The organism is uncultured Phascolarctobacterium sp. (assembly GCF_902463975.1).
Classification (GTDB): Bacteria; Bacillota; Negativicutes; order Acidaminococcales; family Acidaminococcaceae; genus Phascolarctobacterium_A.
Map to the genome: position 1 here is coordinate 23,598 of NZ_CABQHJ010000024.1, position 20,096 is coordinate 43,693.

General features: G+C 47.9%; 19 protein-coding genes. 3 read left to right on the plus strand and 16 right to left on the minus strand.

Annotated features, from left to right (window positions below; genetic code table 11):
• Positions 1-63 precede the first annotated feature (63 nt).
• The 9 genes from RDW05_RS07900 to RDW05_RS07940 all read right to left on the minus strand — a co-directional run bounded on the left by RDW05_RS07900 (position 64) and on the right by RDW05_RS07940 (position 7,056).
• Positions 64-294, minus strand: coding sequence for an acyl carrier protein (locus RDW05_RS07900; protein WP_021720057.1), 231 nt, complete (start codon positions 292-294; stop codon positions 64-66).
• 56 nt (positions 295-350) lie between these two features.
• Entirely contained in the window at positions 351-1,094 is a 744-nt protein-coding gene (gene fabG / locus RDW05_RS07905; protein WP_021720058.1) for a 3-oxoacyl-[acyl-carrier-protein] reductase, read from the minus strand.
• Between the two features lie 109 nt (positions 1,095-1,203).
• Positions 1,204-2,145: an ACP S-malonyltransferase gene (fabD, locus tag RDW05_RS07910; protein ID WP_307978562.1), complete on the minus strand. Its 942-nt coding sequence runs from the start codon at positions 2,143-2,145 to the stop codon at positions 1,204-1,206.
• Positions 2,146-2,209: 64 nt separating this feature from the next.
• The gene (locus tag RDW05_RS07915; RefSeq protein ID WP_307978564.1) at positions 2,210-3,199 is read right to left on the minus strand and encodes a beta-ketoacyl-ACP synthase III; all 990 of its coding nucleotides are present in this window, start codon (positions 3,197-3,199) and stop codon (positions 2,210-2,212) included.
• Positions 3,200-3,203: 4 nt separating this feature from the next.
• Positions 3,204-4,217, minus strand: a complete 1,014-nt coding sequence (gene plsX / locus RDW05_RS07920; RefSeq protein WP_210684008.1) for a phosphate acyltransferase PlsX — start codon at positions 4,215-4,217, stop codon at positions 3,204-3,206.
• Entirely contained in the window at positions 4,214-4,801 is a 588-nt protein-coding gene (gene fapR, locus RDW05_RS07925) for a transcription factor FapR (RefSeq protein ID WP_210684007.1), read from the minus strand. Before fapR ends, plsX begins: the two co-directional genes overlap by 4 nt.
• A gap of 221 nt (positions 4,802-5,022) precedes the next feature.
• A complete protein-coding gene (rpmF, locus tag RDW05_RS07930; RefSeq protein WP_021720064.1) occupies positions 5,023-5,202 on the minus strand; it encodes a 50S ribosomal protein L32 in 180 nt (59 codons plus the stop codon).
• A 35-nt stretch (positions 5,203-5,237) separates the two neighbouring features.
• Entirely contained in the window at positions 5,238-5,741 is a 504-nt protein-coding gene (locus RDW05_RS07935; RefSeq protein ID WP_021720065.1) for a DUF177 domain-containing protein, read from the minus strand.
• Between the two features lie 106 nt (positions 5,742-5,847).
• Positions 5,848-7,056: an acetate/propionate family kinase gene (locus RDW05_RS07940; RefSeq protein WP_021720066.1), complete on the minus strand. Its 1,209-nt coding sequence runs from the start codon at positions 7,054-7,056 to the stop codon at positions 5,848-5,850.
• A gap of 159 nt (positions 7,057-7,215) precedes the next feature.
• On the opposite strand from RDW05_RS07940, the gene RDW05_RS07945 reads away from it, so the two are divergent.
• Entirely contained in the window at positions 7,216-8,394 is a 1,179-nt protein-coding gene (locus RDW05_RS07945; protein ID WP_307978565.1) for a nucleotidyltransferase family protein, read from the plus strand.
• A gap of 104 nt (positions 8,395-8,498) precedes the next feature.
• Here RDW05_RS07945 and RDW05_RS07950 read toward each other — a convergent pair whose 3' ends face one another.
• The 3 genes from RDW05_RS07950 to rsmD form a co-directional block, all read right to left on the minus strand.
• A complete protein-coding gene (locus RDW05_RS07950; RefSeq protein WP_304258558.1) occupies positions 8,499-9,098 on the minus strand; it encodes a hypothetical protein in 600 nt (199 codons plus the stop codon).
• 20 nt (positions 9,099-9,118) lie between these two features.
• Positions 9,119-9,610 (minus strand): pantetheine-phosphate adenylyltransferase, encoded by a 492-nt coding sequence (coaD, locus tag RDW05_RS07955; protein WP_021720069.1) that lies wholly within the window; start codon positions 9,608-9,610, stop codon positions 9,119-9,121.
• A gap of 119 nt (positions 9,611-9,729) precedes the next feature.
• A complete protein-coding gene (gene rsmD / locus RDW05_RS07960; RefSeq protein WP_307978567.1) occupies positions 9,730-10,287 on the minus strand; it encodes a 16S rRNA (guanine(966)-N(2))-methyltransferase RsmD in 558 nt (185 codons plus the stop codon).
• Between the two features lie 540 nt (positions 10,288-10,827).
• Between rsmD and RDW05_RS07965 the strand changes: the two genes are divergently transcribed.
• Positions 10,828-12,486 carry a DUF4127 family protein gene (locus RDW05_RS07965; protein ID WP_307978568.1) on the plus strand — a complete coding sequence of 553 codons (1,659 nt, stop codon included), beginning with the start codon at positions 10,828-10,830 and terminating at the stop codon, positions 12,484-12,486.
• Between the two features lie 218 nt (positions 12,487-12,704).
• Here RDW05_RS07965 and thrS read toward each other — a convergent pair whose 3' ends face one another.
• Positions 12,705-14,498: a threonine--tRNA ligase gene (gene thrS / locus RDW05_RS07970; protein ID WP_307978569.1), complete on the minus strand. Its 1,794-nt coding sequence runs from the start codon at positions 14,496-14,498 to the stop codon at positions 12,705-12,707.
• A 495-nt stretch (positions 14,499-14,993) separates the two neighbouring features.
• On the opposite strand from thrS, the gene RDW05_RS07975 reads away from it, so the two are divergent.
• A complete protein-coding gene (locus RDW05_RS07975) occupies positions 14,994-16,568 on the plus strand; it encodes a DUF4127 family protein (RefSeq protein WP_307978570.1) in 1,575 nt (524 codons plus the stop codon).
• A 411-nt stretch (positions 16,569-16,979) separates the two neighbouring features.
• Here RDW05_RS07975 and RDW05_RS07980 read toward each other — a convergent pair whose 3' ends face one another.
• From RDW05_RS07980 to RDW05_RS07990, 3 genes are all read right to left on the minus strand, one after another.
• Positions 16,980-18,254: an SLC13 family permease gene (locus tag RDW05_RS07980; RefSeq protein ID WP_307978571.1), complete on the minus strand. Its 1,275-nt coding sequence runs from the start codon at positions 18,252-18,254 to the stop codon at positions 16,980-16,982.
• Between the two features lie 65 nt (positions 18,255-18,319).
• Complete coding sequence (locus tag RDW05_RS07985; RefSeq protein ID WP_307978573.1) at positions 18,320-18,469, minus strand: hypothetical protein; 150 nt, start codon at positions 18,467-18,469, stop codon at positions 18,320-18,322.
• 213 nt (positions 18,470-18,682) lie between these two features.
• Complete coding sequence (locus tag RDW05_RS07990; RefSeq protein WP_210683997.1) at positions 18,683-19,957, minus strand: SLC13 family permease; 1,275 nt, start codon at positions 19,955-19,957, stop codon at positions 18,683-18,685.
• Positions 19,958-20,096: the final 139 nt, after the last annotated feature.

The following is a 20,096-nucleotide window of genomic DNA, read 5'->3' on the forward strand; positions in this document are numbered from 1 at the left end:
AAAGTAGAATAGCTTGTGTCCGGGAACCCACAAGGGGTTCCCTAAACATAAGCAGGTAAAGCATTATTTTTCTTCATCCAGCAGTTTAACAGCGTCAGCTACAGTGCGGATTTTTTCAGCTTTTTCATCAGGGATTTCAACACCGAATTCCTCTTCGAAAGCCATGATCAGCTCAACGATATCGAGGGAGTCAGCGCCGAGATCATCGATGAAAGCGGATTCCATCTTTACTTCGTCAGCGTCAACGCTCAGTTGTTCAACAGTGATGTCTCTTACTTTTTCGAAAGTGCTCATTACGATTCACCTCCTTCCAATAGGTAAAGTTGCAGGTCTCCCAAATGGGCCCCCTATTACATTACCATACCACCGTCAACATGTAAAGTCTGTCCGGTAATATAATTGGCGTCATCGCTCACAAGGAAGACAACAGCCTTGGCAATATCAGTAGTTTCACCCAATTTGTGTAAGGGTATAGAAGTCAGCATACCTTCAACAACCTTGTCGGAAAGTACACTTGTCATATCCGTTTTAATAAAGCCGGGAGCAACAGCGTTCACGTTAATGCCGCGAGCAGCAACTTCCTTAGCAACGGATTTAGTAAAGCCGATTACGCCAGCCTTAGCAGCAGCGTAGTTAGCCTGGCCAGCATTGCCCATCAGGCCAACAACAGAGCTGATGCTGACAATTTTACCGGCTTTTTGTTTCATCATGTATTTGACAGCGGCCTTGGTGCAGTTGAACACGCCCTTCAGGTTAGTGGTCAGAACTGCGTCCCAATCCTCTTCCTTCATACGCATCAGCAGACCATCACGGGTAATGCCTGCGTTGTTTACGAGGATATCAATGCGGCCGAATTCTTTAACAACTTCATCTACCATAGCAGTAGCAGCTTCGTTGGAGGAAATGTCTGCCTGCACTACGAAAGCCTTGCGGCCCATAGCTTCGATTTCTGCAGCAACCTCTTTAGCAGCAGCTTCACTGCCTGCGTAGTTTACAACAACGTCAGCACCTTCTGCAGCGAGAGCCAGTGCGATTGCACGGCCAATGCCACGTGAAGCACCAGTTACGAGAGCTTTTTTACCTTCTAACTTCATTGTAAGTTCTCCTTATCCTTCAATTCATCATCTGTCATTTAGTCTTCACAAATACATACTGCATGTACGTTTAGGGGGAATTGCGAAGCTGACAGTTTAGCCTGGTGAATTATTTATTCAGCTCAGCTAAGGTTTTTTCCAGGCTGGCAGCGTCTTCAACGTTGAGAGCCATCATGCCTTTAGCAATCTTCTTGGTGAAGCCGGTCAGAACCTTGCCCGGGCCAACCTCAACAAAAATGTCTACGCCGCCTGCAACCATGTTGCGTACGCTGGTTTCCCAGAGAACAGGCATAGCAGCTTGCTTAACGAGCAGCTTTTTGATTTCTTCGCCGCTGGTAACCTCCTGAGCGATTACGTTAGCAACAACAGGAATAGTGATATCTTTAATTTCAATCGGAGCCAGAACCTCTGCCAGACGGTCAGCAGCTGGCTGCATCAGAGTGCTGTGGAAAGGAGCGCTTACGGGCAGCAGAACTGCACGTTTTGCACCGGCAGCCTTCAGAGCTTCGATAGCTTTATTTACAGGATTAACTGCACCTGCGATAACAACCTGACCGGGGCAGTTGAAGTTTACTGCTTGCACTGCTTCGCCGGATTCAGCTTCTACGCTGCGGCAGATTTCTACGATTTTGTCGCTGTCCAGACCGAGGATAGCAGCCATGCTGCCTTCGCCTACAGGAACAGCCTCTTGCATGAATTGGCCGCGTTTGTTAACAATGCGTACAGCGTCAGCAAATTTCAGAGCGCCGGTGTTTACCAGTGCGCTGTATTCGCCCAGGCTGTGGCCAGCAGCGATATCGCAGCTTACGCCATGCTCCTTCAGCACTGCTGCACAAGCAGTGCTGGCAGTCAGGATAGCAGGTTGGGTGTTAGCGGTCAGCTTCAGGTCTTCAGCAGGACCTTCGAAGCACATTTTGCTGATGGAATAGCCAAGAGCGTCATCAGCCTCTTCAAAAATCTGTTTTACAACAGGATATTCATCATAAAAAGCTTTGCACATGCCAACGGTCTGAGAACCTTGGCCAGGGAATACGAATGCGATTTTACTCATCGTGTAAATTACCTCACTTTCGATAAAAATCAAATACTATTAAGACAAACGAAAAATGTTTGGATTATTTACTCCACTTGAGGACAATAGCTGCCCAGGTCAAACCTGCGCCAAAGCCATCAAGAATAATGTTGTCGCCTTTTTTCAGGGCGCCAGCCTTTTGAGCCTCGCACAGAGCGATAGGAATAGATGCGGCAGAGGTATTGGCGTATTTGTCTACGTTTACCCAAACCTTATCCATCGGCATCTTCAGACGCTTAGCAGCGGAGGTGATGATGCGGTAGTTAGCCTGATGCGGGAACAGCATATCCAGCTCTTCCGGCTTCATATTCGCCTTAGCAAGAGCACGCTTTGCAGTCTTTCCCATAATCTGGATAGCGAATTTGAAAACCTCCTGACCGTTCATATGGATGGTATGATCTTTTGCCGCAACAGTCTCTTCACTGGCCGGATTACGGCTGCCGCCTGCAGGCTGCAGCAGGAACTTGCCGCCGTTGCCGTCAGCACCCATATCAATACCCAACACGCCATAGCCCTCTTCAACCTCGCCGACTACAGCAGCACCGGCACCATCGCCGAAGAGAACGCAGGTGTTACGGTCGGTCCAGTTCATGATGCGGCTCAAAGTTTCTGCACCGATAATCAGAATCTTGTTATACAGACCGCTCTTAACCATCTGGCTTGCTACAGCAAGGCTGTAAACAAAGCCGCTGCAGCCTGCAGCCAGGTCAAAGGCAGCTGCATTTTTTGCGCCCAGACGAGCCTGTACCAGGCAGGCAGTAGACGGGAAAATGTAATCGCTGGAAGCAGTACCTACGATAACGAGGTCCAGCTCTTCCGGAGTAACGCCAGCGTCCTTCAGTGCTTCTACAGCAGCATTGTACGCCAGATCAGAGGTTGCTTCTTCCGGAGCAGCGATGTGACGCTGCTTGATGCCGGTGCGCTCAGTAATCCACTCGTCACTGGTCTCAACGATTTTCTCCATGTCTGTATTAGTGATAATCTTCTCAGGAACATAATGTCCTAAACCTAAAATACCAACAGCTCTTGTCATTTATCTAATTCCTCATTTCTTTTGATTCCGCAATCTTATCTTTGATGATACTTACAACATCCTGCTCGGCAAAGTCCATAGCTACGTGAATAGCATTAGTGATTGCTTTAGCCTTGGAGCTGCCATGGCAGATAATAAAAGGTGCGCGGATACCTAACAGCAGGGCACCGCCGTATTCAGCAGGGTCAAGACGTTTCTTCAGGCCCTTCAGTGCAGGCTTGATTAAAAGTCCGCCAAGCTTTGCCAGAATGCCGCCGTTCATAATTGCTTCCTTGATCAGCGTCATAATAGCCTTCGCCAGACCTTCACCGAACTTCAGCACGACATTGCCGACGAAGCCGTCGCAGACAACTACATCTACCGTGCCTTTATTGATGTCACGACCTTCAACATTGCCGATAAAGTTTATCGTCCGAGTATCCTTTAAAAGCGGGTAGGTTGCCAATGCTTGCTCGTTACCCTTAGTTTCTTCTTCACCGATGTTCAAAAGTCCTACCTTCGGCTGAGAAATTTTTAAAATTTTTTCTGCGTACACCGTACCCATGATAGCACTCTGTACCATATGCTCAGGCTTGGCGTCAACCTTAGCGCCACTGTCAAGCACTACAGTAGTACCCTTCAGGCTGGGAATCGGCGTTGCAATAGCAGGTCGTTCCACGCCCCTGATGCGGCCTACGCAAAAAAGCGCTGAAGCGACAGCAGCACCAGTGCTGCCAGAGGAAACAAGGGCATCACATTCCTTGTTTCTCAGCAATCCTGCCGCAACTACGATAGAAGCGTCCTTTTTGGACTTAACCGCAATCGCAGGATGCTCGTCCATCGCAATTACCTCGCTGGCATGATGAATAGTAATCTTCGGATTTTTATCCGCACCGTATTTTACCAGCAGCTCACGGATTATTTTTTCATCGCCAACCAAAACAGTTTCGCAGCCATACTCTTTAACAGCGTTGACTGCACCTAAAACAAGCTCTTTGGGACCATAATCGGTACCCATAACATCTACGGCGATTTTCATGCTTCCTGCTCCCCCTCATGCTTAGTTCTGTTATCCAAAGAAACAATAATGAACTTAGCGCGAAAAACCTCTTCGTTATTGTTTTTCACGGAAACAAAAATATAATATTTATCCATGCGGCGGTGTGTAACTACTGCACGGGCTACAAGCACAGCACCTGCATTGACAGGCAGCTTATACTTGACATTGCCTACAGCAGTCAGCGCATATTCCGCATCTACAACTGCCAAAGCCAACGTATTGGCCATGGCAAACATATAATAACCGCGGGCAATCCCGGTACGCTCAAGCACCATATCAGGTGTAATCTTCAGCGTGGAAATACCGATTTTGTTCAGCTCCAGATCTAGCAGCTCGCCCACGATATCCTTTTTATCAATGGCACGCAGCTTGGTCTGAGCTTCTTCGGCCATAGTACGAGTTCTGGCACGCAGCTCAGGAATTCCCAGAGCAACACGGTCCAGACGTATAGTCTGTACGCTGACATCCAGCATCTTTGCCAGTTGCTCATCAGTGCTGAAGGGATTATCCCTAAGCAGCTTCTTCAAGCTTCTGTGACGTATTAATTTTTTAGAAGAAGTCATTCCATCACCTGCTTTTTTAGTACCAGCTCATAATATCTGTTTTTATTATAAAAGCATAGCACGTTTTTGGCAAGGGGTTTTTAGCAAAAAAATTGTAATATCTCTTATATTTCAGCGATTTTTTTAATTACACAATTAAGTGCTGCTTAAACGATAAGCTTCAGCATATCATGTAAAAAGCCTCCGGAATTACTTCCGAAGGCCTTATCAACAGCTTAAAATTATTCAGCTTTAGCAATGACTTGTTTGCCATTGTAGTAACCGCATTCAGGGCAAACGCGATGCGGCATTTTCATTTCATGACATTGCGGGCATTCAACCATGCCAGGAACGCTCAGTTTCCAGTTAGCACGACGTCTGTCACGACGGGCTTTGGACATTTTTCTCTTAGGTACTGCCATTTCTCAATACACCTCCTCAGTGCTATGAAGTGAATTTAATTTTTGATGAATTGCTTCAATGCCGCCAGCCTCGGATCTACAGTGAACCTGTCGCATCCGCAGTCACCATCATTAAGATCAGCGCCACAAACGGGACAAAGTCCCCGGCAGTCTGGCTTACACAGAGCCTGCATGGGCTCTGCAAGCAGCAGCCCTTCACGAAGCGGTTCCGTTATATCAATAACGTCCGAATCGTAGACAAAAGCATCATTTTCAATATGTTCAGCACTTGCCGGATAAAACTTCTCGACAACCTCTGCCCTGGTTTTACCTGTAAAATCCTTCAGACAACGGCTGCAGGTACGTCGTACCTTAGCAGTCATTACAGCCTGCAGTAATAATACATCACCAGCGTTGCTCATGGTGCCTTCTAAATTTACTGTGCCGTCAACAGCAAGCTCTTCAGCTGCAATTTCCAGCTCAGCAGGCGAAAGCTCATAAGCAAGAGTTTTTTCACCGACTAGTCTTTTCTTGATTTCTGCGACATTTATTTTAATCATATTTCACCAATCGTTACAATTATAGCGGTATTACCGCTCTTTGTCAAGTAAAAATGCTTTGTACGGATAAAAACTGTTATCAGTTACTATAACCTCATGCAAATGGCTACAGCTTGATGATTCTGCGACAGATATTATAGGTATCGCGGGCAATAACCAGCTCCTCGTTTGTCGGGATGACGAAAATCTTTACACGCGCACGACGCACGCTGATTTCGCGCTCCTTGCCGCGCACCTGGTTCAGTTCCGGATCAACGCGCGTGCCCAGATATTCCAGGCCATTGCAGATTTTGTCGCGCATAAAGGGAGAATTTTCTCCCAGGCCTGCAGTAAAGACAATCGCATCCACGCCGCCCATTGCTGCTACATAACCGCCGATATATTTTTTTACCTTGTAGGCAAAAACGTCTATCGCCAGCTGGCTGCGGTCATCACCACGGTTAGCAGCACTTTCCAGGTCACGGAAGTCGCTGGACAGGCCGCTGATGCCCAGAATACCACTGCGGCGGTTCAGATAATCATCTATCTGCTGCGCATTCATATTTTCCTTTTCCATCAGGAAGGGAATAATCGCCGGGTCAATCTCGCCGCTGCGGGTGCCCATAATCAGGCCTTCAAGCGGTGTGTAGCCCATGCTTGTATCAATGGATTTGCCGTATTTAATTGCTGCAATGCTGGCACCATTGCCAAGGTGGCAGGTAATAATACGCAAATCATTCATATGCTCGTGCATCAGCTCTGCAGCACGTAGCGCCACATATTTGTGCGAAGTGCCATGGAAGCCGTAACGGCGCACGCCATATTTGACATACATTTCATAGGGCAGGCCGTAAAGATAGGCAACCTTAGGCATTGTCTGATGAAAGGCTGTATCAAACACAGCAACCTGCGGTGTTCCGCGCATAATCTCCATGCAAGCGTTAATGCCGTACAGGTTCGGCGGATTATGCAGAGGTGCAATTTCACAGCAAGCCTCAATACCGTGCAACACATCACTGGTAATCAGCACGCTGTCGGTAAAGCGCTCACCGCCATGCACAACACGATGGCCTACCGCATCAATCTCGGACATATCCTTGATAACGCCATATTCCTTGCTCGTCAGCGCTTTAATCGCCAAGCGGATACCAACCTTATGGTCAGGAATTTCCTCTTTTATATCAATTGTGTATTTGCCTGCTGGCGTATGCTTCAGTGTGGAGCCTTCCATACCGATGCGTTCAATCAGGCCTTTGGCCATGACATGCTCGCCTTCCATGTTTATCAGTTGATACTTGATAGAGGAGCTGCCACAATTTACTACGAAAACAATCACAATAAACCTCCCGGTCAACGCCAAATTTAATTCTAGTCATAAATACCAATATACTATTAGTATACACTATTCGTAGCTAATTGAACAGAAATATTTTCTCAATTCCCAGCCTATGTTATAATAATATTCATAGAGATAAGATATTGCGAGGTAAAAATTATGCAGGCTACAGGCATCATTGCCGAATATAATCCCTTTCATAACGGTCATCTTTATCATATACAGGAAACGAAGCGTTTGACGCAGCAGCCAGTCATCGTCGTAATGAGTGGCAGCTTTATGCAGCGCGGCGAACCTGCCATTTTAAACAAATGGCAGCGTGCCGCCTTTGCTGTACAGGGCGGTGCTGATCTGGTGCTGGAGCTTGGCTGCGCCTTTACGCTGCGCAGTGCCGAATTCTTTGCCAGAGGCGCTGTAGAGCTTCTGGCAGCCACTGGCTGCGTCAATACGCTTGCCTGCGGTACAGAACACCCGCAAAGTGATTTCGTAGCCGCAGCACGCCTTGCCTGCAGCGCTGAAGCGCAGGCAAGGCTGCGTGAGCTGCTGCAAAGCGGCAGCAGCTATGCACAGGCCTGGGAAAAAATTTTAGGCGCACACACCGCCTTCCGCTCTCCCAACGACATTTTGGCGCTGGAATATAGCAAGGCGCTGCTGCAGACTGCTGCAAGCATTAAACCACTTTACCTGCAGCGTACAGACGAAGGCTATAACTCCACCGCCATCAGCAGCAATATAGCCAGCGCCAGCGCAATCCGCCAGGCTTTGGCGTTCGGCAACGGCAGCTGGCAGCAGGCCACTCCCGCCTACACACATGCAGCACTTACACGGGGCGGCTACGACGCGCAGCTTTTATGGCAGCTGCTGAAATATCGCCTGCGGCTGCTTACGCCGCCGCAGCTGGCCGAGCGCTGCGAGGCCAGTGAAGGTCTGGAGAACCTGCTCAGCAAGGCTGGCGACTGCACTTGCCTGCAGGCAGCGCTCGCTGCCTGCATCAGCAAGCGCTACACAGCCAGCCGCATCCGCCGACTGCTGCTGCAAATACTGCTGGACCAGTCCAAAGCAGTATGGCAGCAGCAGGAGCCTGCCTACCTGCGCGTGCTGGCCTTCAACGACACAGGCCGCCAGCTGCTGCATCAGATGAAGACAAGCAGCAGCCTGCCACTCATCACTAAGCTAGGTCAAAACGCCTTAAACAATGATAACGCTGCCTACCAAACGCAATTAGCATTGGAAATAGCTGCTACCGACACATGGTCCCTGCTGCAGCATGACACCGCACTTAACCGCAGCGGCAACGATTTTTATCAATCACCCATCTACGTCCGCAGCCAAAGCTAAATATCGCTGTCAAACAACTAAAATACTGCTTAAACAACAAAAAGCTGTAACGTCAGCATCACACATATGATGCCTCGTTACAGCTTTTATAATGCACTTATTTCTTATTCTTCTTCAGCAGCTTCCGGCTCCGGCGCTTCTGCCGGTGCCTGCGGATGCTGTATGTTATTCATTTCTTCCTTAACACTTTGGATGTTTTCCTTAAGTCCGCCCAAAGCACTGGTCAGATTACCACTCAAAAATTCAAGCATATCATCAGCATACTTCAGGGAAGACTGTTTAACCTGTAAAGCATACTCATCAGCAGCAAGCTTGGTTTCCTCCTGATAGCGCAGTGCATTAGCCTTAATATCCTCGGCTACAGCATTGGCCTGTTTTACAATCTCCTCCTGCTGTACCTTGGCATCAGCCTCAGCCTGAGCAACACTTACAATACGCTCTGCCTCTTCCTTAGCCTGCTGCACAATACGGTCGGCATCAGCATAGGCCTTATCGACAATATTCTTCTGCTCCTCCAGCACCTGGTTGGCACTTTTGATTTCACGCGGAATTGCTTCCTTGAGATCATCAATAATATTCAGCAGATCGTTTTCATCAAGCATAATCTTATCCATCAAAGGAACACGTCTTGCATTAGAAACCAAATCAAGAAATTCGTCAAAAAGTCCATCGAGTGCTACATTAGTTTTGTTGCGTTCAATCATGATATCATCCCCACTCTAATCTATTCAAACTTTTGGTAAACGTGCTTACGAACGCGTTCTTCGATGCATTCAGGCACTAAATCCTTTAATTGACCGCCGAAGGTTGCCAGCTCGCGTACACCGGAAGAGCTGACGAAGGAATATTTTGCATTGGTCATGATGAAAACAGTTTCCAGATCATTATCAATTTTTTTCAGCAGCAGCGCTCTTTGGAATTCGTATTCAAAATCAGTAAAAGCGCGCAGACCTCTGACAATAAAAGGAGCATCCTCCTTTTTGCAGAATTCATTCAACAGACCTGAAAAGCAGGTTACCCTTACGTTAGGAATATGCTTAGTTGCTTCCTTAAGCATTTCCACACGCTCTTCCATAGAAAACATTGCCTTATCCTTACCAGGATTATGAAAAACGCTGATAATCAGCTCATCAAACATCGCACTTGCTCTTTCAAAAATATCAATATGACCCTTGGTAACAGGATCAAAACTTCCTGGACAAACTGCTCTGCGCATAGCCAGACCTCCTAATCTATTCTTAATCGGAAACCGATCAAAGAAAACCCTATTATATATCTTGTTCTCTATTCGACATAAAAGCTGATATTCCTTTTTATTTCCCAAAAATATTATAATTACAATGGATTATAACAAATAAAATCCACCAATGTTTCGCCATAGCGACTGCTACGCACCAGCTCACAGCCCGCCGGCAGCTCCGGCAACGCATTATGCGCACTGCGCTCTACTACCAAATAGCCACCAGAGCGTAAAAAAGAGCGTCTGCCCAAAAGCGCAATAATCTGCTCTATCCAGCCCTTGTTGTACGGCGGATCGCAAAAGGCAAAATCAAACTGCTCCCCTGCTGCCGCCAGCCTTTCTGCAACAGCAGGAGCACTGCCCTGCAGCACTCTGCAATCAGCCTCTGCGCGGCACTTGGCAATATTGCTGCGCACCAGGCGCAGCGATTCCTTACTGGCATCAATAAAAGTAACAGCTGCAGCACCGCGACTCCAGCTTTCCAGCCCCAGATTACCTGTACCTGCAAACAGGTCCAGCACTGTGGCACCAATAATTTTACTGCCTATAATATTAAAAACGGATTCCTTAACCCTGTCCGCAGTCGGCCGTACATCATATGTTTTCGGTACAGTCAGCTGCAGGCCGCGGGCCTTGCCGGTAATTATTCTCATATACTGCTCCTCTGTGTTATAATTGGGTTTAGATAAAAGCAAATTTAGACATAAACATCTGACACATAGCCTCTCCTCGGGGAGACAAGGTGAATTGCCCGTAGGGCAAGAGATAGCGCCCTGGGGCGGGTGGCATCGCTTGCGATGACGGAGAGGGGTTTGTGAAACATAAGCATCAATAATACAATTCCCCTCTCAGTCGCCTTACAGGCGACAGCTCTCCCCAAGGAGAGCCTCTCTGTTTAGCCTAGCTTGCAAATCAGACAACAATAGTACTCACATAAACTTCTTTCAAAGGACACTGCAAGCAATTATTATATCGTGAAGTGAATAAAAATTTTAGCAAATGAGTGTCTGGAACTATCGAAACAAGGCAACGAAAGCCTAGCGGTTATACCCGAACAAAATCGGCGCCGCACGTTTCGTACATAGTTCCACACGAAATTTGCGTTGTGCCTTTAGGCACGGGAAAATTTTTCCTGAGCGGAACGATATATTAATTGCCGTACTCATATAAAATCATTGCAAAGGACACCCTTTATGCGTAACTTAAGCAAAATAATCTTAATAATTTGCTCCATACTGCTAGTGACAGGCCTCTGCTTACACCAGGCCCTGCCCTCAAGCATCCCGCTCAAGCTGAAGCAGCCAACGCCAACGCAAAGCATCCTGCTGCTGCCTCTCGACAGCCGCCCTGTTTGCAGCACCATGGTGCAAAAACTGGGCGCGCTTGCAGGCCTAAATGTAATTTTACCGCCAAAAAGCTATCTTGACAACTACCAGACGCCCTCTGACAGGCAAAAACTTTTCCCATGGCTGCAAAAAAATCAGCCATTATACGATTGCAGCATAATTTCTGCCGATAACCTGCTGCATGGTGGCCTGCTGGCTGCCCGCATGAACACAGCCACTCCGTCTGAGGAAGATGCGTTACTGAAGCAGCTGCAGGAGCTGCCAAAAACAAGGCAGCAGGCAATTTTTTCCGTTATTCCGCGTCTGCTCGTCAGTGACCAGCTTTTACCGGACCGTTGGTATCAATATCAGCTGATGCGCTATTCTCAGCTTGCCGATATAGTGCGCATCACCGGCAGCTTCGCCCTTACGCAGGAACTGCGCCGCACAGAAGCTAAAATTCCTGCCAAGGTTTTGGATAAATACCGCAGCCGTTATCAGCAAAGCGACCGCTTTAACATGGGCCTGCTTAAGCTTGCCACAGATGACAGACGGATAACCTTCGGTCAGGACGATGCTTCACCCATCGGACTGCCGCACGCCAGTGCCGTAAAACTGCAAAGCAGCATCGCTGCCCAAAAGCTGCAGCAGCAGGCACAGCTCACCTACGGCGCAGATGAAATTGCAGCCATGCTGCTCACGCGCTACTATCTGCAGCAAAGCAGCTGGCAGCCCAAGGTCTACCTGCATTATGCTTCTCCCAAAGCAGAAGGTGCGGATATGCCCTATATGGCTGTCTGCGTCGGTGCAGCGCTGCGCAACCAGTTGAAGCTCATGGGAGCTTCAGAAGCAAGCACGCCGGATAGTGCAGACCTCATCTGCTACGTTAACTGCGGTAACGACGATTTCCGTCCGTCTGCCAAGCAAGCGCAGGAGCTGCAGCAAATGCTGGACCAGGACTATAAGGTCGCACTCATCGACAGCAGCGCCAACTTTGAAGCAGCAGAGCTGCTGCTGCCCCAGCTTTTGGCAAACAACGTACCAATCAACAAGCTCGCCGCCTACGCCGCCTGGAACACTTTCAGCAATTCTTCAGGCACTGCCTTGGCACAGGGACTGCTTTTCTGCGGCCGCCTGCGTCAGCTGCAGACAGCAGGCGCGGACACCGAGCGTCTGGCAGCACTCTTCGCTGCCAACCTGAACTTCACGGCAGAACGTATCCTCGAGGACTACTATTATCAAAAGCTGGTGCATCCCCAACTGCGACAAAAACTGGAAGCCTTTGGTATAAATCCCGTAGAGCTGGACAGCGAAGATAAAACGGCAACAGAGCAATATATCCAGGGAAAGCTCAGCCTGCAGGCATATAAGCTGCTGCACGATAATTTGGGACGCACACCCTTTTATCAGCAAAACGGACAAAGCTATTATCTGCGCGACCTCAGCGTCGGCGCTAAGCTCCCTTGGGCCAGAATATTTGAGGTAGAACTGCAGGTATGGACGCATACAGGCGTAAAAACAGAATAAAATACATTACAAGCGTATTTTCTCTCTGTACGCTTAACCAAGCCAAGCCTCTGATATAACTTCATTTAAAAGTATATCGGAGGCTTATTTAAATTTATAAGACCAATCACACAAAATTTATAAAACTAAAATCTTAAATGCCCAGAGAACGAAAAAACGAAGGCTGTACCGCCAACAGCACAGCCTTCGCTCTTTTATCTCAGCAGAAGCTGAAAATATTATTTTTTAGCCTTGGAATCAACTACGTCCTTCAGGATTGCTTCAAATGCTTCAAAGCTCATAGCGCCCATATCGCCCTCGGTGCGGTTACGCGGAGAAACAGTCTTGTTTTCCATGTCGCGGTCGCCGACAACCAGCATGTACGGAATTTTCTCCAGCTGACCTTCACGAATCTTCTTGCCGATTTTTTCGTTGCGTGCATCAACAGTTACGCGATAGCCATTAGCCTCCAGCTTATGAGCCAGCTCATAGCAATAGTCAACAGCACGGTCGGTTACCGGCAGGAAGCGAACCTGCTCCGGAGCCATCCAGGTCGGCAGTGCGCCTGCATAAGTTTCGATGAGGTATGCCAGAGTACGCTCGTAGCAACCCAGGGAAGTACGGTGGATGATGTACGGCAGCTTCTTCTCGCCGTTTTCATCGACATAGTACATACCGAATTTTTCTGCCAGCAGCAGATCAATCTGAATAGTAACGATGGTGTCTTCTTTGCCGAATACATTGTGGAACTGGATATCCAGCTTCGGACCATAGAAAGCAGCCTCGTCAAAGCCAACCTCATATTCAACACCGAGGTCATCAAGTATTTTCTTCATAACAGCCTGTGCATGATCCCATTGCTCAGCGGTGCCTTCATATTTGTTGTTCGGATTTGCAGGATTCCACTGGCTGAAGCGGAAGGTACATTTATCCAGCATACCAACAGTTTCCAGGCAGTATTTAGCCAAATCCAGGCAACCCTTGAATTCTTCTTCCAATTGGTCAGGACGAAGAATCAGATGGCCCTCGGAAATAGTGAACTGGCGCACACGAATCAGGCCGTGCATTTCGCCGCTGTCCTCGTTACGGAACAAAGTGGATGTTTCGCCCAAGCGCATCGGCAGCTCACGATAGGAGCGCTGACGGTTCAGGAAAACCTGATATTGGAACGGACAGGTCATAGGACGCAGAGCGAAGCATTCTTTAGTTTCATCATGCGGATCGCCCAGAATGAACATACCATCAAGATAATGATCCCAGTGACCGGAAATACGATACAGGTCACGTTTTGCCATCAGCGGAGTTTTAGTCAGCAGATAGCCACGTTTTTGTTCTACGTCCTCCACCCAACGCTGCAGCAGCTGGATTACACGAGCGCCTTTCGGCAGCAGGATAGGCAGACCTTGGCCGATATAATCAACGGTAGTGAAATATTCCAGGTCGCGGCCCAGCTTGTTATGGTCACGCTTCAAAGCCTCTGCCTGCTGTTCCAGATATGCGTCCAGCTCTTCCTTCTTCGGGAAAGCAATACCATAGATACGTTGCAGCATCTTGCGGTTAGAATCGCCACGCCAGTAAGCGCCGGTAGCGGAGGTCAGTTTAATAGCGTTGCCTTTAATACGGCCGGTAGAATCAAGATGCGGGCCTGCACACAGATCAGTGAAGTCGCCTTGTTTGTAGAAGCTGATAACCGCATCCTCAGGCAGGTCGTTAATCAGTTCAACTTTATAAGGTTCTTCTTTTTCTTCCATGAATTTTACAGCCTCTGCACGCGGCAGCTCAAAGCGCTCTAATTTCAGCTTTTCTTTGCAGATTTTACGCATTTCGCCTTCCAGTGCAGCAAGATCCTCCGGAGTGAACGGAGCCGGAGTATCGAAATCATAATAGAAACCGTTGTCAATGCTCGGACCGATGGCCAGCTTAACATCGGGATGAAGTCTCTTCATAGCCTGCGCCAGCACATGGGAGCAGGTATGCCAATAGGTTTGGCGGTATTCCTTGTTTTCAAAGCTAAATTTGTTTTCCTCAGACATTTTTGTTTCCTCCTAACATAATGTATCGTAAACAGTGCAGTCCGGGCAAAAAAATAAACCCCGGTCCCACACCAAAGGGACGGAGTTATCCGCGGTTCCACCCTCATTGACATATGTAGTGACATATGCCCACTCGGTACCGTTAACGCCGGTAATACGGACTGGCATACTTGCTTGCGCGTTCCGCAGTCAGTTTGAAGGCGGTGCGCCCTTCGTTTCCTTCCTGCTGCTCTCAGCCACGGCAGCATTTTCTGTAGAACCCTCCACGACGGCAATTCCTTCGCATTACTGTTACTATTTTCATTTACCAGTTTATTATAGCACACCGGCAATGCTTGTCAAGCTTCCACTGGAAAAAATTTTTATTTCATAGTATAATAAGAAAATAAATTCTTTTACTTGTAAACATGCCAAACAACAAGTCCTTTGTGCATGTATATTAACCTTTATAAAACGTATATATTCAGAACTGTTAATAATCAAGGAGGCGTACGCATGGCAAAATTCACATTTCGGCACCATAAGCTGGCAGCAGCCATCTGCACAGCTGCTTTACTGATGCCGGTTTCCGTCCAGGCCAAACGCCTGACTATTCTTTATGTACCCTTAGATAACAGACCTGTCTGCTCCGCCTATGTTCAACAAACGATGGAGGCAGCAAACTGCAAAATTATTCTGCCGCCCGAAAAATATATTGCCACTAACGAAAAAAACGGTAATCCCGACGCTATCTGGGACTGGCTGGAGCACAAGGCGCCCAAGGCCGATGCTGCTGTTATCAGCACCGACAGCCTGATTTACGGTGGCCTGGTTGCCTCGCGTACACACAATATCAGTCAAGAAGAGCTGCAAAACCGCGTTAAGCATCTGTACGAATTAAAAACTACTTTACCGATAAAGCTTTATGCCTTTTCGACGATTATGCGCACACCGCGTGCCAGTAGAGGACGTGTAGAGCCGCCTTACTACAGTAGTATTGGCCCCAGCATCTTTGCCTACAGCCAGCTTTTAGACAAGCAGGACCAGGGCAAGCTGTCGCCCGCCGAAAGGCTGACCATGCAGGCACTGGAGCGCAACATGAAAAAAGCGGAGTTAGGCGACTGGCTGGAGCGACGCGAAAAAAATTTGCTTGTCAACCAGGAGCTTACACGCATGGCCCGTAACGGCAAATTTCATTATTTCGCCATCGGTAAGGATGACAATGCTACTCTTTCCGCTACGCACATGGAAGGACGCAAAATCAGCCTTAGCACCTTTGATATGAGCAGAGACAGCTTCCAGATTTTAGACGGTGTAGATCAGCTAGGCCTGCTTTTAATTGCCCGTGCCTATAACGAAGCTAACGGCAGCAAGCCATCCGTATATCCCCTGTACAGCACAGGTGTAGGCGCCGGAACTCTGCCTCAGTACAGCGACGCACGTCTGCAGGACAGCGTACCGCAACAGATTATAGCTGCCGGTGCAGTACAGGCACAATCAGCTGACAGTGCTGACCTGATTTTGGCACTTAACACACCGCAGGACGGTATCGTCAAGGATTCCACCGCTGACGACAATCAGCCCTTCGCTTCCGTTGCCAACAAAAATTTTGTAGGGCTTATCGGAAGGCAGCTCCAAGCTGGACGCAGCGTTTCACTGGCTGACATCAGCTATTCCAACGGTGCCGATAATGGCTTCATGCAGCTATTGGCAAACAGCGGTGAGCTTGAGCACTTAACGGCCTACAATGGCTGGAACACCGGCGATAACGCCGTAGGCTACGCCATCGCCCAGGGACTTATCGCCCGCGACATGAGCAGTGAAGCACGCAATGTGCTGCTGCGCCAACGCCTTATCGACGATTGGTTTTACCAGAGCAATGCCCGCCGCAGCATTTCCAACGAGCTGGAAATGCATAACCGTGAGGATTTGAAATATGATCTTGCTACAGAGGAAAAATTAATCCTGCAAAAGGTTACTGCAGACTGTCAAAGAATGGTTAATGATTGTCCGCTGACCAAAGGTACTAAGTTCTCACTTTCCTTCCCCTGGAAGCGTTTATTTGAGGTAGATGTAAAAATAAAGAAATAGAAAAACAAAGCGCAGAGAATTGCAGCCAAAAACTGACAAGCTCTGCGCTTTTATTATGTCAACGTTTTTATATAACAGTCGCTAAGAAAAATTTAGGCAACAAAAATCCCCGTCACTTTCGCGACGGGGATTGATTTGCATTTGTGACAAAGCATATGATGCTTTATTCGTCTTTTGTTCCAGTCACTAGGCTGGCGAGAAAGTGCCAGAGGCGAGGAACGGATGCCGCCGGCGTACTTCTAGTACGTCAAGGCATTTGTGACGAAGCATATGGTGCTTTATTCGTCATTAGTTCCAATCACCAGGCTGGCGAGAAAGTGCCAGAGGCGAGGAACGGATGCCGCCGGCGTACTTCCAGTACGTCAAGGCATTTGTGACGAAGCATATGGTGCTTTATTCGTCAGACTGGTATTATTTGCCGGGGAAGAACGGCCATACCATCGGAATAACAACCAGGGATACTACGAAAGCTACCAGAACCAGACCGGTACCAGCTTTAACATAGTCCATGAATTTGTATCCGCCAGGGCCAAGTACCAAGGTGTTCGGAGGAGTACCTACCGGAGTTGCGAATGCGCAGGATGCTGCAACAGCGATAGCCATCAGAACTGCTTTCGGGTCAGCGCCCAGGTTTTTGGAGATTGCAATACCGATCGGGCACAGCAGAGCTGCGGATGCGGTGTTGGACATGAACTGAGTCAGGCCGCAGGACAGGATGAACAGAACTGCGGTTACTACCAACGGAGAAGGAGAGCCGCCCATCAGGCTAACGGTCCATTCAGCGATGAGTTTGCCAGCGCCGGTTTTATCCATAGCGGTGGATACAGGCATCATACCTGCGAACAGGAAGATGGTTACCCAGTCGATGGAAGCATAAGCTTGTTTTTCAGTCAAGCAGCCGGTCAGTACGCAAACCAAAGCGCCGATGATAGCAGCCATCTCCAGGGTTACGCCTTTGATACCCAGTGCCATTACGATAACAACTGCCAGCAGGATAACGCCGGAAATAACCATTTTCTTGGAATCGGTGCTATTAGCTTCGATTTCCTGTTCGATTTCCTGATCAGCGCTCAGCTCAACCTTCGGGAGCAGATGTTTGCCGATGAACATCATGTAGAGCATACCAGCAACAGATACCGGAATACCGATCCATGCGAATTCGAAGAAGCCGAATGCAGGTAGACCGGCAGCGGTCATTGCACCAGTTGCAATGATGTTAGGAGGTGTACCAACCATGGTGATGATACCGCCCCAACCGCAGGCAAATGCCAAAGGCATTAACTGACGGGAAGCAGGAATCTTAGCTGCAGAGCAGATACCTAATGCTACAGGCAACAGGCAAGCTGCAGTACCGGTGTTGGAAAGCACGGAAGAAAGTACGGTGCCAACAACCATCAGACCAAACATCAGGCTGTTTTCACCAGTGCCGCACAGATGAACTACTTTGTTACCGATAGCCTGAGCTAAACCGGTGTAGAACATTGCTGCACCAACAACGAACATGCCGGCGAACAGTACAACGGTGGAGTTAGACAAGCCGCTAAATACTTGCTTAGCAGGAATCAGGCCTAACAGGCCGCACGCAATAGCGCCAGCGGTTGCAGTAATTGCCAAAGGAATGAGTTCGGTTACGAAGAATAACGCAACTACTGCCAAGAGGATTAAACACTTAATTGCAGGGGACATTTTAAGTTCCTCCTTTGTAAAAAAAATTTTATATACAATGTCATCTGGACATTATATAACTTTAATTATAGCTTTGTGAAAGTACATGTCAAAGCAATCTTTTTTACTTTATTAAGTATTGTTATTTGCTTTGTTGAATTTATAATAACAGCATTTTTTCTGCGCTTCTGTTGCGCAAGCAACACATTTTTTAGCACCAGCTCTTCATATTCCATATATGACCACGCTATCATAAATCCCTAGGCGTTATTTTTTTCTTTTAGAATTAATTGCATATATTTCAAAACCCCTTTTATCAACTGTATTTCACCCAACTATCTCATTTTTATTAAAGCAAAAATGCCATGCAATAACGCACGGCATTTTTACCACTTTCTTTAGTTTTTTAAGTAAAGTAAGTACTAATTTGTCAAAATATTACATTCAACTCACTTGCCTGGGAAGAACGGCCATACGATAGGAATTACAATCAGGGATACGATGAAGCATACGATAACCAGACCAGTACCAGCTTTAACATAGTCCATGAATTTGTAGCCGCCAGGGCCAAGCACCAGAGTATTCGGAGGAGTGCCTACAGGAGTTGCAAATGCGCAGGATGCTGCAACAGCGATTGCCATGATAACAGCCTTCGGGTCAGCGTTGAGCTGCTTAGCAATTGCTACACCAATCGGGCACAGAAGAGCTGCGGACGCGGTGTTGGACATGAACTGAGTCAGGATGCAGGAGAGTGCAAACAGTACAGCAGTTACAACCATCGGAGAAGGATCGCCGCCCATCAGACCAACAGTCCATTCAGCAATGAGCTTGCCGGCGCCGGTTTTATCCATAGCGGTGGATACAGGCATCATACCTGCGAACAGGAAGATGGTTACCCAGTCGATAGAAGCATAAGCCTGTTTTTCGGTTAAGCAGCCGGTCAGTACGCAAATCAGCGCGCCAATAATAGCAGCCATTTCCAGAGTTACGCCTTTGATATCGAGAGCCATTACCAGAACAACGGCAATCAGGATAGCACCGGAGATAATCTGCTTTTTACTGTCAGTGCTGGTAGCTTCGATTTCCTGCTCAATATCCTGGTCAGCATCAAGCTCAACCTTCGGCAGCAGGTGTTTACCGATAAACATCATGTACAGCATGCCAGCAATGGATACCGGAATACCGATCCAGGCAAATTCGAAGAAGCCAAAGCTCGGCAGGCCGGCAGCAGTCAGAGCGCCGGTTGCAATGATGTTAGGTGGGGTACCTACCATAGTGATGATACCGCCCCAGCCGCAGGCAAATGCCAAAGGCATTAACTGACGGGAAGCAGGAATCTTTGCTGCGGAGCAGATGCCTAATGCTACAGGCAGCAGGCAAGCCGCAGTACCGGTGTTGGAGAGCACGGAAGAGAGTGCAGTGCCGACAATCATCAGACCAAACATCAGGCTGTTTTCACCGGTTCCGCAAAGATGTACAACTTTGTTACCGATGGACTGTGCCAAACCGGTGTAAAACATCGCTGCACCTACAACGAACATGCCGGCAAACAATACTACGGTAGAGTTAGATAAACCGCTAAAAACTTGCTTAGCAGGCAATAACCCCAACAGACCGCAGGCAATAGCACCGGCAGTAGCAGTGATTGCTAATGGAATAAGTTCTGTAATGAAAAATAATGCAACCACAGCCAACAGAATCAAACACTTAATAGCAGGGGACATAGTAGTTTCCTCCTTTTGTAAGTATTTAGAAAATGTATAATTATAACTTTTTATGAGTTATTTCTACATTTCCTTTGTCTTAATATTAACGTAAAAGCAGCAATCCATGTGTGACTTGAGCAACATTTTAAACTGTTTT